12 protein-coding genes are annotated in these 12,760 nt (G+C 70.1%); 6 read left to right on the top strand and 6 right to left on the bottom strand.

All coding sequences use genetic code 11. The features are described 5' to 3' along the window. Window positions 1-81: 81 nt before the first annotated feature. The 3 genes from G4D86_RS22770 (at window position 82) to G4D86_RS22780 (ending at window position 1,705) form a co-directional block, all read left to right on the top strand. Entirely contained in the window at window positions 82-495 is a 414-nt protein-coding gene (locus G4D86_RS22770) for an ExbD/TolR family protein (RefSeq protein ID WP_163996100.1), read from the top strand. Then, the gene (locus G4D86_RS22775; RefSeq protein WP_163996101.1) at window positions 495-1,001 is read left to right on the top strand and encodes an ExbD/TolR family protein; all 507 of its coding nucleotides are present in this window, start codon (window positions 495-497) and stop codon (window positions 999-1,001) included. The genes G4D86_RS22770 and G4D86_RS22775 overlap by 1 nt, the downstream gene beginning before the upstream one ends. Before the next feature lie 80 nt (window positions 1,002-1,081). Beyond that, the gene (locus G4D86_RS22780; RefSeq protein WP_163996102.1) at window positions 1,082-1,705 is read left to right on the top strand and encodes a DUF2378 family protein; all 624 of its coding nucleotides are present in this window, start codon (window positions 1,082-1,084) and stop codon (window positions 1,703-1,705) included. Here the strand turns inward: G4D86_RS22780 and G4D86_RS22785 are convergent. Further along, the gene (locus tag G4D86_RS22785) at window positions 1,606-2,277 is read right to left on the bottom strand and encodes a hypothetical protein (protein WP_163996103.1); all 672 of its coding nucleotides are present in this window, start codon (window positions 2,275-2,277) and stop codon (window positions 1,606-1,608) included. The genes G4D86_RS22780 and G4D86_RS22785 overlap by 100 nt on opposite strands. 196 nt (window positions 2,278-2,473) lie before the next feature. Between G4D86_RS22785 and G4D86_RS22790 the strand changes: the two genes are divergently transcribed. Continuing rightward, a complete protein-coding gene (locus G4D86_RS22790; RefSeq protein WP_163996104.1) occupies window positions 2,474-4,099 on the top strand; it encodes a YifB family Mg chelatase-like AAA ATPase in 1,626 nt (541 codons plus the stop codon). 22 nt (window positions 4,100-4,121) lie between these two features. Here the strand turns inward: G4D86_RS22790 and G4D86_RS22795 are convergent, their stop codons facing one another. Then, window positions 4,122-5,495 carry an NAD(P)/FAD-dependent oxidoreductase gene (locus tag G4D86_RS22795; RefSeq protein ID WP_163996105.1) on the bottom strand — a complete coding sequence of 458 codons (1,374 nt, stop codon included), beginning with the start codon at window positions 5,493-5,495 and terminating at the stop codon, window positions 4,122-4,124. Between the two features lie 396 nt (window positions 5,496-5,891). Here G4D86_RS22795 and recA point away from each other — a divergent pair, with 396 nt between their 5' ends. Continuing rightward, window positions 5,892-6,920 carry a recombinase RecA gene (recA, locus tag G4D86_RS22800; RefSeq protein WP_163996106.1) on the top strand — a complete coding sequence of 343 codons (1,029 nt, stop codon included), beginning with the start codon at window positions 5,892-5,894 and terminating at the stop codon, window positions 6,918-6,920. Here recA and G4D86_RS22805 read toward each other — a convergent pair. The 4 genes from G4D86_RS22805 to pssA form a co-directional block, all read right to left on the bottom strand. Then, window positions 6,917-7,426: a DUF1285 domain-containing protein gene (locus G4D86_RS22805; protein WP_205519690.1), complete on the bottom strand. Its 510-nt coding sequence runs from the start codon at window positions 7,424-7,426 to the stop codon at window positions 6,917-6,919. The genes recA and G4D86_RS22805 overlap by 4 nt on opposite strands. Before the next feature lie 57 nt (window positions 7,427-7,483). Next, the gene (locus G4D86_RS22810; protein WP_240360418.1) at window positions 7,484-9,238 is read right to left on the bottom strand and encodes a hypothetical protein; all 1,755 of its coding nucleotides are present in this window, start codon (window positions 9,236-9,238) and stop codon (window positions 7,484-7,486) included. Then, the gene (locus tag G4D86_RS22815; protein ID WP_163996107.1) at window positions 9,235-10,506 is read right to left on the bottom strand and encodes a CinA family nicotinamide mononucleotide deamidase-related protein; all 1,272 of its coding nucleotides are present in this window, start codon (window positions 10,504-10,506) and stop codon (window positions 9,235-9,237) included. The genes G4D86_RS22810 and G4D86_RS22815 overlap by 4 nt, the downstream gene beginning before the upstream one ends. Window positions 10,507-10,652: 146 nt before the next feature. Then, window positions 10,653-11,528, bottom strand: coding sequence for a CDP-diacylglycerol--serine O-phosphatidyltransferase (pssA, locus tag G4D86_RS22820; protein WP_163996108.1), 876 nt, complete (start codon window positions 11,526-11,528; stop codon window positions 10,653-10,655). A 113-nt stretch (window positions 11,529-11,641) separates the two neighbouring features. Between pssA and G4D86_RS22825 the strand changes: the two genes are divergently transcribed. Beyond that, the gene (locus G4D86_RS22825; RefSeq protein ID WP_163996109.1) at window positions 11,642-12,760 is read left to right on the top strand and encodes an alpha/beta fold hydrolase; all 1,119 of its coding nucleotides are present in this window, start codon (window positions 11,642-11,644) and stop codon (window positions 12,758-12,760) included.

Raw genomic sequence — 12,760 nt, forward strand, 5'->3', positions numbered from 1 at the left:
ACCAGGCTCCACCTCCCAGCAAGGAGGTTGGGGCACCCCAGGTGAGGGCGGGCGCCTCCATCCAGGAAGCAAGGTACACGCATGGGAATGTCAGCAGGCCCCAAGGGGGGCATCAAGAGCGACATCAACGTCACGCCCCTGGTGGACGTGGTGCTGGTGCTCCTCATCATCTTCATGGTCGTCACCCCCATGCTCCAGCGCGGCAAGTCCGTGGAGCTGCCGAAGGCCACCGAAATCGAGAAGGAGGGGGGCAAAGACGCAGACCCCATCGTCCTCTCCATCACCCCGGACAAGAAGGTGTTCGTGGAGAATGATCAGGTGGATGATCAGGCACTCCAGGCGAAGCTGTCGGAGGAGCTGGCGAAGGACCCGGGCAAGAAGATCCTGCTCAAGGGTGACAACACGCTGAACGTCGGCGACGTGCGCAAGGTGCTGGACGTGGCCCGCAAGTCCAAGGCGAAGCAGATCGCGCTCGGCGTAGAGGAGAAGAAGTAATGTCCGGACGCAAGCAGCGGCAGTGGGTGAAGCCCGCCACCCCGCCGAACTCGGAAATCAACGTCACGCCGCTCGTCGACGTGGTGCTCGTGCTCCTCATCATCTTCATGGTGGTGACGCCGCTCCTGGAGAAGGACATCCTGGTGCGCGTGCCCGACACGGAGGTGGAGGAGGAACCGCAGCCTCCGGATCCGAACGACCAGCAGCTGGTCGTCCAGCTGGACAAGGATGGCGGCTACTCCATCAACACGGAGAAGATCCAGCCGGCGGACTACGTCAGCCGCATCAAGCGCATGCTGGCGGCCAAGAAGCCGGACGAGAAGATCGTCTTCTTCATGGCGGACGACGCCACCAACTACGGGCGCCTCATCGTAGCGCTGGATGGTGCGAAGGCCGCCGGAGCGAAGGTGCTCGCCATGGCCACCGAGCTGCCGCAGAACGCCGTCATCCAGGGCACCGAGGTCGACACCGGCGCCACGCCGCCTGCCCCCGCGCCCGCTCCCTGAGAGCCTCCTCCCTGTAGCCTACGCTCCGGGTTGGGGTCGCGGTTCACTTCGAGAAGCTCGTCGGCTAGAGTCCACGACTCATGGCCGACGAGCTTCTCATCTTTGAGCAGACCATCGAAGCTCTGTTCCTGCGCGCGCTGAGCGGGCGGCTGACGCCCGAGTGCAAGGCGCGGCTGCGCCAGGCCGGCCTGGACGTGGACCAGAAGCTCCGGCCGGCCTACCCCTTCGACTCCTGGATGAGCTTCCTGCGCATCACCGCGGAGGAGCTCTTCCCCGGTGAGCCGCTGGAGCAGGGCACCTGGAAGCTGGGCGAGGCCTATATCGAAGGCTTCCGGGAGACGATGCTGGGGCGCGCCGTGCTGTCACTGCTGCGCGTGCTGGGCCCCCGGCGGGCGCTGATGCGCGCCACGCAGAACTTCCGCGCCGGCAACAACTACACGGAGTCCAAGCTGAAGGAGCTGGGGCCCGCGCAGTTCGAGCTGTGGATGAACGAGGTGGGCCCCTACCCCTCCTTCACCGCGGGCATCATCCACGCGGGGCTGCGGGTGGCCGGCGCGCAGGCCATCTTCATCGAGACGTCCGGCTACGACGGCCACGCCTGCACCTACCGCATCAACTGGAGCGAGGCCTCGGTCTCCTCGGGCGTGGCGGGCAGCGGGGACTCCAAGGCGGCCAAGAGGTCCGGGTCCATCATCTCCCTGTAGATGAACTCGGCGATGAGGCCCGTCACCATCCAGACGGGCAGGATGTAGAGCGACGTCATCTCCCCGAGAATGGCGCCCGCGTCCCCGTAGTACCAGATGCGGTAGCCGGTGAGCCGCTCCAGCACCAGGCCGGTGAAGCCCTCGAAGAGCAGGATGACGATGCCGTAGATGGCGGCGCGCAGGCCGGTGTGCTGGTACAGCATCCACCGGTACAGCGGCTCGATGAAGCAGAAGCACGCCACGCCGTAGATGAGGAACATCCACAGCGAGCACTGGCCGTACGCGGTGACGACGGGGGTGTCCCAGATGGCGTTGAGCCCGAGCCGATCATCCACGCGCCACTGGAACCGGAAGAACGCCTCCAGCACGGGCACGTGCCGGGCAATGCGCACCAGGTTGTAGAAGAAGATTTCGGAGCTGAGACCCATCATCCCGTAGAGACAGAAGCGGAACACCCCGAAGGCCAGCTTCATGCGCTGGCCGCGCTTCATGTCCGCTCGGCGGATGCGGACCGGACGGCGTTGACGAGTCTCGGTATCCACTGTGGCCTCTGCCCCCATTGCGTTCCCCACGTCCGGGGCAAGGTACCGGACTCATCCGGTTCTGACCAGACCCCGCTGCATTAATCCGGTCCCCCTGGAATTGACGTTCCCGGTGCCGGGACGGGCATCCACCGCGGTGGATTGGGTGGTGGGGCCCTCCGCCTCGGGTAGGTGCCGGTATGCGCATTGCTGAGAGGGAGGCGGTGGCTTCGGGGAAGGACGGGACATGCTGGCGCGGGTGCGGTCGGGGGCGTTGCTGGGTATCGACGCGGTGGTGGTGGAGTGCGAGGTCGACATGGCGCTCGGCCTCCCCTACTTCAACGTCGTGGGGCAGGCGGAAGGGGCGGTGCGGGAGTCGAAGGTGCGCGTCATCTCCGCGCTGAAGAACACGGGCTTCGAGCTGCCCCAGAAGCGCGTCACCGTGAATCTGGCTCCCGCCGACCTGAAGAAGGAGGGAGCAGCCTTCGAGCTGCCCATTGCCCTGGGCGTGCTGGTGGCGGCGAAGCAACTGGAGGAGGCCTCCGTGGCGCGCCTGCTCTTTGGCGGGGAGCTGTCGCTGGACGGCGCGCTCCGGCCCATCAAGGGCGCGTTGCCGCTGGCCGTGGCGGCGCGCAACCACGGCTTCGAGGGCGTCATGCTGCCGGCGGCCAACGCGCCCGAGGCGGCGCTGGTGGAGGGACTGCGCGTCCTCCCGGTGACGCACCTGCGCGAGGCGGTGGACCACCTGACGGGGGCAAGGCCGGTGACACCCTACGTCCGGGAGGAGGCCCCCGACGTGCCCGGACGGGACGGGACGGGGCCGGACATGGCGGACGTGCGAGGCCAGCCGGAGCTGAAGCTGGCCCTGGAGATGGCGGCCGCCGGAGGCCACAACCTGCTGCTCAGCGGACCGCCCGGCTCCGGGAAGACCATGCTGGCGCGGCGGCTGCCCGGCATCCTCCCGGAGATGACCTTCCCCGAGGCGCTGGAGGTGACGAAGGTCTACTCGGTGCTGGGCCTGCTGGCGGAGGGGCACGCGCTGATGCGCGAGCGGCCCTTCCGGGCGCCGCACCACACCCTCTCGGACGCGGGGCTGGTGGGCGGTGGCGCGGCGGCGCGGCCCGGTGAGCTGTCCCTGGCGCATAACGGGGTGCTCTTCCTCGACGAGCTGCCGGAGTTCCGGAAGAACGTGCTCGAAGTGCTCCGCCAGCCGCTGGAGGAAGGCGTCATCCACCTGGCGCGGGCCAACCAGCACATCACCTACCCGTGCCGGGTGATGCTGGTGGCGGCGATGAACCCGTGTCCCTGCGGCTACTACGGCGTCGCCGGGCGCGTCTGTACCTGCGCGGACTACCGCCGCTTCGAATACAACACCCGGGTGAGTGGTCCCCTCCTGGACCGCATCGACATGACCCTGCAGACGCGGCCGGTGGAGTACCAGCACCTGGCCCCCGCGGAGGCGAGGGAGCCGACGAGCCGCTACTACCGCGAGCGGGTCCAGGCCGCGCGCGAGCGCCAGCGGGACCGCTACCGCGATGAGCCGGGCGTGCACTGCAACGCGCAACTGCCGCCCCACCTGCTGCGCCGCCACTGCGTCATGAGCCGGCGCGCCGAGGTGATGCTGGAGCGGGCGGTGCGCAAATACGGACTGTCCGCGCGTGCCCATGACCGCATCCTCAAGGTCGCCCTCACCCGCACGGACCTCGAAGGGCATGCACGCATCGAGGAGGTGGACATCCAGCTCGCCATCGACTTCCGGATGCTGGACCGGGTGAACCATCCGCACGCCAGTACACAGGGGCCCCGCGCTTCCCAGGCGGAGCCCACCTTCCGTCCGGCCGGTGCGTCCGGGCCGGCGAGTCCCCGGGAGTGACGCTGGGGACTCCGCCGGGGCGTCAGTGCCTCACGGGCGCGGTGGGCTCCTGGCGAGTGACGGCGGCCCGGGTGGCGGCGTCGACCTTCATCGCGTCGCCATCCGGAAGCCCCAGCAGCGCGGGCGGCCGGTCCAGCCGCGGCGTGGGGCCGGTGATGATGCGGGCCGACTTGGAGAACGTCAGGTACGAGTACGCCCAGTCGAGCAGCACCGCCAGCCGGCTGCGGAAGCCTATGAGGAAGGTGATGTGGATGAGCAGCCAGGCGGCCCAGGCGGGGAAGCCGGACTGCTTGAAGCGGCGGAAGGCGATGCCCACCGCATGCCCGCGGCCAATCACCGCGTAGGAGCCGCGGTCCCAGTACTTGAAGGGCTGCAAGGGCTTGCCCATCAGCCGGTGGCGGATGTTGAGGGCAACCTGCTTGCCCATCTGCATCGCCGCGGGCGCGAGCCCCGGGACGGGCTTTCCATCGTCCCCCATCACGGAGGCGAGGTCTCCAGCGACGAAGATGTCGTCGTGCCCGGGCACCGTCAGCTCGGGCGTCACCAGCACGCGGCCGGCGCGGTCCAGCTCCACGCCCAGCGTGCGAGCCACCGGAGAGGCGGCCACCCCCGCCGCCCACAGCACCGTGCGGGCAGGAATGTGCTCGGCGCCGATGAACACGCCCGTCTCGTCGATGTTGGTGACACGGGCGCCCGTGCGGACCTCGACGCCCAGCTTCTCCAGCGTGCGACGCGCCTTGAGGGACAAATCCTCGGGATAGACGGGCAGCACGTTGCTCACCCCCTCGATGAGGATGATGCGCGCGTCGCGAGGGTCGATGTTCTGGAAGTCACCGGGCAGGGAATGGCGGCTGATCTCCGCCAGCGAGCCCGCGAGCTCCACGCCGGTGGGGCCCGCGCCGATGATGACGAAGTTCATCAGCGCGCGGCGGGCCTCCAGGTCGGTCTCGCGCTCGGCCAGCTCGAAGGCCATCAGGATGCGGCGGCGGATTTCCACCGCGTCCTCGATGGACTTCAGCCCCGGAGCGAACCGGGCCCAGTGGTCATTGCCGAAGTAGGAGTGCGTGGCCCCGGTGGCGATGACGAGGTAGTCGTACTTCAGCTCGCCATCCGTCAGCAGCACGCGCTTGCCGACCGTGTCCACCCCTGTCACCTCCGCCAGCACCACGCCCACGTTGTGGGGGCCCAGCAGCCCGCGCAGGGGCGCGGCAATCTCGCTCGGGCTGAGCGTCGCGGTGGCCACCTGGTACAGCAGCGGCTGGAAGAGGTGGTGGTTGTGCCGGTCCACCACCGTCACGCGCACGGGCCGCTTGTAGAGGTGCTTCGCGGCGTAGAGACCGGCGAAACCTCCGCCGAGGATGACCACATGGGGCAGGTCTTCGCGTTTCGGGCTCACGCGGAAGAAATTCATACCCTCCCCCCCAAACTTCAACGCGAAGCGCCAACTCGCGAGCGACCAGCCGGGCGCCCCCCTGGAGGCATCCAGAAGTAGAGGTGACAAGGCACTGCGCCGATGTAGGACGGGAACCCCCTCTGGCGCTGAGCATGGTGCTGGCCCGGCGGGCTCCCACGGCGCGATGCCCGCCTTCAATCCCTGACGCGGCCAGCACCCTCCGCCGCGCGGGACTCCGGCCACGCGCGTGGACGGCTCCGTGGCTTCGCTTCCGAGTGTGCACGGCCCGGCATGGCCGTTGCTCATCTGCCCGTCCGATGCGCCCGGCCCGCGGCTCGAGGCCGCGCACGTGGCGCAGCACCCACTCACAGGCAGGGCGGCGAGGGAGCCGAGGACGCGATGAGCAAGCTCACGGAGAAGCTGAAGGCGGTGGCGGCGGCGGTGGCGTCAATCGAGAAGCAGTTCGGCCGGGGCGCGGTGATGACGCTCGGGGGTGAGGGCCGGGAGCAGAAGGTGGCGGTCATCCCCTCGGGCTCGGTGGGAGTGGACCGGGCGCTCGGCGTGGGCGGCTACCCGCGTGGCCGGGTGGTGGAGGTGTTCGGCAACGAGTCCTCGGGCAAGACGACGCTCACGCTGCATGCGATTGCGCAGGTGCAGGCCGTGGGCGGCGTGGCGGCCTTCATCGACGCGGAGCACGCGCTGGACGTGTCCTACGCGCGCAAGCTGGGCGTGAAGGTGGAGGAGCTGCTGGTGGCGCAGCCGGACACCGGCGAGCAGGCGCTGGAAATCACGGAGCAGCTGGTGCGCTCGGGGGCGGTGGACCTCATCGTGGTGGACTCGGTGGCGGCGCTGGTGCCGAGGGCCGAAATCGAGGGGGAGATGGGGGACGCGCACATGGGCGTGCAGGCGCGGCTGATGAGCCAGGCGCTGCGCAAGCTCACCGGCGCGGTGAGCCGCTCCGGCACGTGCATCATCTTCATCAACCAGATTCGCATGAAGATTGGCGTGATGTTCGGCAACCCGGAGACGACGACGGGCGGCAACGCGCTGAAGTTCTACGCGTCGGTGCGGCTGGAGATTCGCCGCACGGGCAACCTCAAGGACGGGGACGCGGTGGTCGGCTCGCGAGCGCGGGTGAAGGTGGTGAAGAACAAGATGGCGCCGCCCTTCCAGGAGGCCGAGTTCGACCTGCTGTACGGCACCGGCATCCACCGCACGGGCGAGGTGCTGGACCTGGGCGTGGCCACGGGCCTCATCGAGAAGTCGGGCAGCCACTTCAGCCTGCGCGGGGAGCGCATCGGCCAGGGCCGCGAGCGCGCCGCGGAGTGGCTGCGCGAGCACCCGGACGTGCTGGAGGCGCTCGGCCGGGAGCTCACGGGCACGACGGCCCTCCCCTGCCCTCCCGCCTCCACGGAGGCCGCCGCCTAGGACGAGGCCTGCAGCGCGTCCAGGGACACCGGGAGGGGCATCCGGCGCTGGCCCGCGCACAGCACGAGGCCACCGTCTGCCCCTTCCTCCAGGAGCTGACCGAGCTGGTACTGGGCGTCGCGGGAGAAGCGCGCCCGGGCCCGGCCCTGCTTCACCATGCAGGACAGGACGCCGTCAGGGTCCACGTGCACGGTGGAGGGCTCCAGCGCCTCGGCGGTGCGGTCGCTCAAGCGAACGGAGACCCGCTCGTCCGGGGTGACGTCCACCGTGCGCACCTCGTAGGCGGCGCCCTCCACCTGGACGAAGCACCAGTCCTTGCCGATGCGCAGCTGGTAGCGGCCCTCCTCGTCCAGCACCAGGGAGCTGTTGAAGAGCTCGATGATTTTCGGGTGCTGGATGGGCTCGTCGTCGTGCCACCAGCGCAGCGTGGCGTCGAGGCGGATGCCGCTGTCCTCGCGGGTGTGCCAGCGCTTGCCAGGAGGAGGCTGTCCGGTGGGAGGTTGCATGGCCTCTCTTATGTGCGCGCGGGGCGCGGAGGATTCAAGCCCGTGGACCCCGGGCGCCTACCAGTTCCGGACAAGCTCCGTGTAGCCACGGAAGGCCACGGCGCCCCAGAAGTTCACCAGCACGCCGAGCGCCACCGCGGCCAGCACCGCGCGGTTGCGCAGCGACCAGCCGCCAACGGCAAAGAGCAACAGGAGGTAGGGCGTGTAGTCGAGGCTGAAGCGGAAGCCGAACTGCATGTAGCCGGTGTTCTGGTACAGCAGGCCCGGCAACGCGCACGCCGCCACGGTGAGCCACAGCGGCCAGTGCAGGCGCGGACGCGTCTTCGGGATGAGCAGGAAGACGAGCAGCGGCAGCGTCAGCAACAGCGTCAGGCCATACGGGTCATAGGCGAGGCGCAGCGGCTCCAACGACACCTTCGGCAGCTTGAGGAACGCGGCCTCCAGGTTGCGCGGCAGGTACTCCCAATGGAACAGGCCCCAGTGGTCGATGTCCGCGTTGACGCGGTTGTTGAAGAGGAAGCGATGACCGAACTCTCCGGGACGGCCGAAGCGGTAGACGTTGTACGCGGCCGCGAGCAACCCGAGGGGCGCGGCTCCCAGGGCGAACAGGCCCACCTTGCGCGCCGCGGGCTTCCAGTCGCGGCCCAGCGCCTTGAGCTGCTCCAGGCGGGACTCCGGCCCGGGACACAGGGCCTCCATGACGAAGAAGACGCCAGTGAAGAACAGCGGCGTGCGGGTCAGCGTGGCCATGGAGAAGAACAGGCCGGCGAGCACGGGCCGGTGGGCGCGCGCCGCGTTGCGCACGTAGAGACAGGTGAAGGCCACGCCCATGACCTCGGCGCTGAACCAGACCTCACCGCGGATGGCGCAGTAGAAGAACAGGGTGCCGAAGGCGAGGATGAGCGAGAGGGCGATGTTCTCGTCGCGGGTGCGAGCCGTCTCGCCCTCCTTCGCGAGGAAGCGCAGCAGCGAATAGAAGAGCGCAACCGCCAGCGCGCCGACGATGACGCCGAAGGAGGTGTCGTTGAACTGGTAGCCGTGCAGCGCGACGAAGGGCAGCATGACCACGGCGGGGAAGGACGGGAAGCTCACGAACCAGCGGTCGCTCGGGAGCGGCCGGCCCTCGCAGCGGACCTTCTCTCCGTCCACCAGCCGCACACAGGCCCAGTCCTCCAGGTTCGGCAGCACCTGCGGGTCGATGTCCAGCCGGCCGTCCAGCCACGACTGAGCCTGGTAGATGAAGTGCGGCGCCGCGCTCTGGCGCAGGAACCGCTGCGAGCTGAAGCTGGCCAGCACCACGAAGGACACGAGGAACAGCACCACCTCCACGCGGTAGGCGGACAGCCACACGCGCAGGATGTTCAGCGGCAGGCCTCCCGAGGGCGCCGGAGTCGTGCCTCGCGGCGGGAGGGCGGAGCCGGAGGCCGGGCTCGCGCCGGCATCGCCGTGCCCGGACGCGGAGGGCGACGGGGTCGCCGTGCCGGCCCCGGCGTTGGCACCCGTGTCGGCATGAGCGTGCGCGGAAGTGGACTCCGGCACGACGCTGCCGCCCTTCGTGAGCGCGGACTCCGACGCGGCCGTGCCTCCCGTGCCGGCGTGCTCGGGAACGGACTTCGGCGCCGACGTGCCGCTCGTGCCGGCCTGCCCGTGCTCGGACGCAGACGCCGGTGCGGCCTTGCCCCCCGTACCGGCAGCGCGCGAATCGGAAGCGGATGCTGGCGCGGGCGTACCCTTCCCCTCGGTGGGCTCGGAGGTGCCGGCCGGGCGCGCGGGGGAGGACGGACGGGGGCGCTTGGACTTGGAGCGGCTCATGAGGTGGCGGCCGCGGCGAGCAGGTGCTGCCGCAGCATCTCCAGCGTGTGGGAAGCGGCGAACAGGCGCACGCGGTCGCGGTCGCCGGAGAGGGTGAGGCGCTCGCAGCGGGTGGGCATCCCCTCGCCCGCCAGCGCACAGTACACGGTGCCCACCGGGTCCTCCGGCGTGCCTCCGCCCGGGCCGGCATAGCCCGTCACCGACAGGCCATACGTGGTGCCACAGACGACGCGGACGCCCTCGGCCATGGCGATGGCCGTCTCGCGGGACACCGCCGTGTGGCGCTCCAGCACCGCGGGCGGAACGCCCACCCACGCGGTCTTCATCTTCTCCGAGTACACCACCGCGCCGCCGATGAAGACGCTGCTGGCCCCCGGCACCGCGGTGAGTTGCTGGGCGATGAGGCCGCCCGTGCAGCTCTCCGCCGCCGCCAGCGTGGCCTTCGCGCGTCCGAGCTTTTCGAGCAGCGCCGACGCGTACTCCTCCGCGTCCGCGCCGAACACGCTCGCGCCCAATACCCGACGGCAGTCCGCCTCCGCGGCGGCGAGCGCGGCGTCGGCCTCGGACTGCGAGGGCGCCTCAGCCATCAACTTGAGGTGGTTCTCCGGTGCGTGCGTGCGGAAGCCGAACACCACCCGGGGGTGGCTCGGGGCAAGGGGCATCACCCGCTGGTCCAACACCGACTCGCCCATGCCCACCGTGCGCAGCAGCCGGAAGGCGCGGTGCATGCGGCCGGGCTCCGCCTCCACCCACGCGCGGATGCGCGGCAGCACCTCGCCGTCCAGCAGGGCCCGGTACTCGCGCGGCACGCCGGGGAGGAAGAACAGCCGGCAGCGGCCCAGCGTGAGGATGACGAGGGGCGCGGAGCCCGCCGGGTTGCGCACCGGCTCGGAGCCCCGGGGGATGCGGGCCATGCGCAGCTGCCCCGCGTTGAGGTTGGAGGACATGCCCCGCTCGGCGTAGCGCTCGCGCAGCCAGCCGAGCACCCGGGCGTCCTCATCCATGGGCACGCCCGCGGCGGCGGCGGCACACTCGAGCGTGAAGTCGTCCGCCGTGGGGCCCAGTCCTCCGGACACCACCACCACGTCCGCGCGCGAAGCCGCGGCCAGGAGCGCATGGGTGATGTCCGGCCGCACGTCACCTACGAGCACCACGCGCTCGACCTTCACTCCCAGGTCGAAGAGGCGGGCCTCCAGGTACGTGCTGTTCGTGTCCGTGATGAGGCCGGTGACGAGCTCGTCACCGGTGCACAGCAGCTCGACGCGCATGGGCCGCGCATCCTAGCGGCAGCGGGCGGCGGCGGCACGGATTGAAGGAGCACCCTCCGTGCCCCAGCGACCACCGGCACAGGAGCCGCTCGGAATCCGGCCTGTTCCACCGAGCGGCACCGACAGCGGTGCCCCTTCCGAAGGGACTACAGGTACGCGGGACCGTCGTTGCCCGGGCCGGCGTCTTCCTCGGCGTCCTCTTCGTCCTCTTCCTCGTCGTCGATGACGGAGGCCACGGCCACCGCGGCCACCGAGCCGGCGGCCACCTTGCGCGCCACCAGGTGGCTGCGCACGTGCACCGCGGACTCCACCAGGCCCACCGCCAGGTAGGCGCCGCAGCAAGCCACCAGCACCCAGGCCGGGTGGAACTGCGTGGCAATCACCACGCCGCCGAGCACCACCAGCATGAAGGCCAGCGCGCTCTTCCGGTTCGGCCGCGTGTCCTTGAAGGTGCGGTAGCGCACCGTCGACACCATCAGCAGCGACAGCCCGGCCACGGCCACGGCCATCGGCGTGGCGGCGGCCTCGCCCAGGGGCGCACCGCCCGCCGCCGCGTGGTGGGAGATGATGACCGACACCAGCATGCCCGCGGCCACCGGGATGGGCAGCCCCACGAAGAAGCGCCCACCGCCGCCGTGCGGGTTGCGCGCCGCCAGCACGTTGAAGCGCGCCAGCCGCATCGCGCCGCACGCGGCGAACGCGAAGGAGATGAACAGGCCCGCGAAGCCCAGCGGCGCGAGCGCCCACTTGTAGACCAGCAGGCCCGGCGCGGCTCCGAACGAGATGACGTCCGCCAGGCTGTCGAGCTGCACGCCGAAGTCGCTCTGCGTCTTCGTCAGGCGGGCCACCCGGCCGTCGCACCCGTCGAAGAACATGGCGAAGAAGATGGCCAGGGCCGCCTGGTAGAGCTGCACGGGGCCGGCCTCGCCCGTGCACAGGGTGATGGCATAGAAGCCACAGAAGATGGACGTGACGGTGAAAAGGTTCGGGAGCACGAACATCAGTTTCCGCAGCTTCATCATTCCCTCGACTTCCTCTGATGCCCGTGAGTTCCGGCAACAGGACGGCGGGTGAACCGACCTTAGCAGGGTTTTATTTGCGCCAACGTCACCCTGGGGTCCGTTATGGAGGCGGAATGGATGCTTGGCGGTGGGGCGTGTGGGTGCTGGTCGCCGTGCTCGCCCTGGTGCTATGGAACGTCGTGTGGGTCGCGGCCGTCCGGCGGTGGTACCGCCTCAGGGCGGAGCCGCCCCAGACCCTCCGCGTGCGGTGCGACGACGGCTGGGAGCTGACCATCCACGCGCGGCGCGCGCCGGTGCGCCGCTTCGAGGAGCCGGTGCTGCTGTGCCATGGGCTGGCCGCCAACCGGTTCACCTTCGACTTCGAGCCCCCCTACTCCGTGGCCCACTACCTGGCCGACGCCGGCTTCGACTGCTTCAGCGTCGAGTGGCGCGGCACCGGGCACTCGCGCCAGCCGCCCCAGGGCCGGCGGTACACGGACTTCACCATCGACGACCACATCCTCCATGACGGGCCGGCGCTGCTGGAATTGGCGTTGAAGGAGACGGGGGCGAAGCGGGCCTTCTGGCTCGGCCACTCGCTGGGGGGGCTGGTGGGCTACGGGGTGGCGCAGGGACCCGAGGGGCCGAAGCTGGCCGGACTGCTCACCCTGGGCGCCCCCGTGCACTTCAAGTCCGGGCCCCTGATGCGCGCGCTCATCTCCCTGGGTGTGCGCGCCGCGTGGCCCGCGCGCTTCCGGCAGGAGTGGATGAGCGCCAGCCTCGCGCCCTTCCTCGGCTACATCACCCTGCCCCTCTCGGACCTGATGGTGAACCCCGCGCACATCCCCCCGCGCATCCAGCGGCAGGTCTACGCGAACATGATGGCGTCGATGAGCCGCAAGGTGCTGCTCCAGTTCCAGGACTGGATAGAGCACGACGCGTTCCGCTCCTTCGACCGCGCCACGGACTGGCGCGCGGGCATCTCTCGCTTGCAGCTTCCGCTGCTCGTCATGGGCGGCAGCTCGGACCGGCTGGCCACGGCGGAGAACGTGGAGTCCCAGTTCGCGCTTGCCACCGCTCCGGACCGCGCGCTGCACATCTTCGGGAAGGACCGCGGCGACAAGATGGACTACGGGCACGGCGACCTCATCTTCGGCGCCGGTGCGCCCCAGGAGGTCTACCCGCTCATCCGCGAGTGGCTGGAGCGCCATGCCACGCGGCTTCCCTCCGAGGACGTGCCGCCTCCGGCCTGA

This window comes from Pyxidicoccus caerfyrddinensis, from assembly GCF_010894405.1.
GTDB classification, from domain to species: domain Bacteria; phylum Myxococcota; class Myxococcia; order Myxococcales; family Myxococcaceae; genus Myxococcus; species Myxococcus caerfyrddinensis.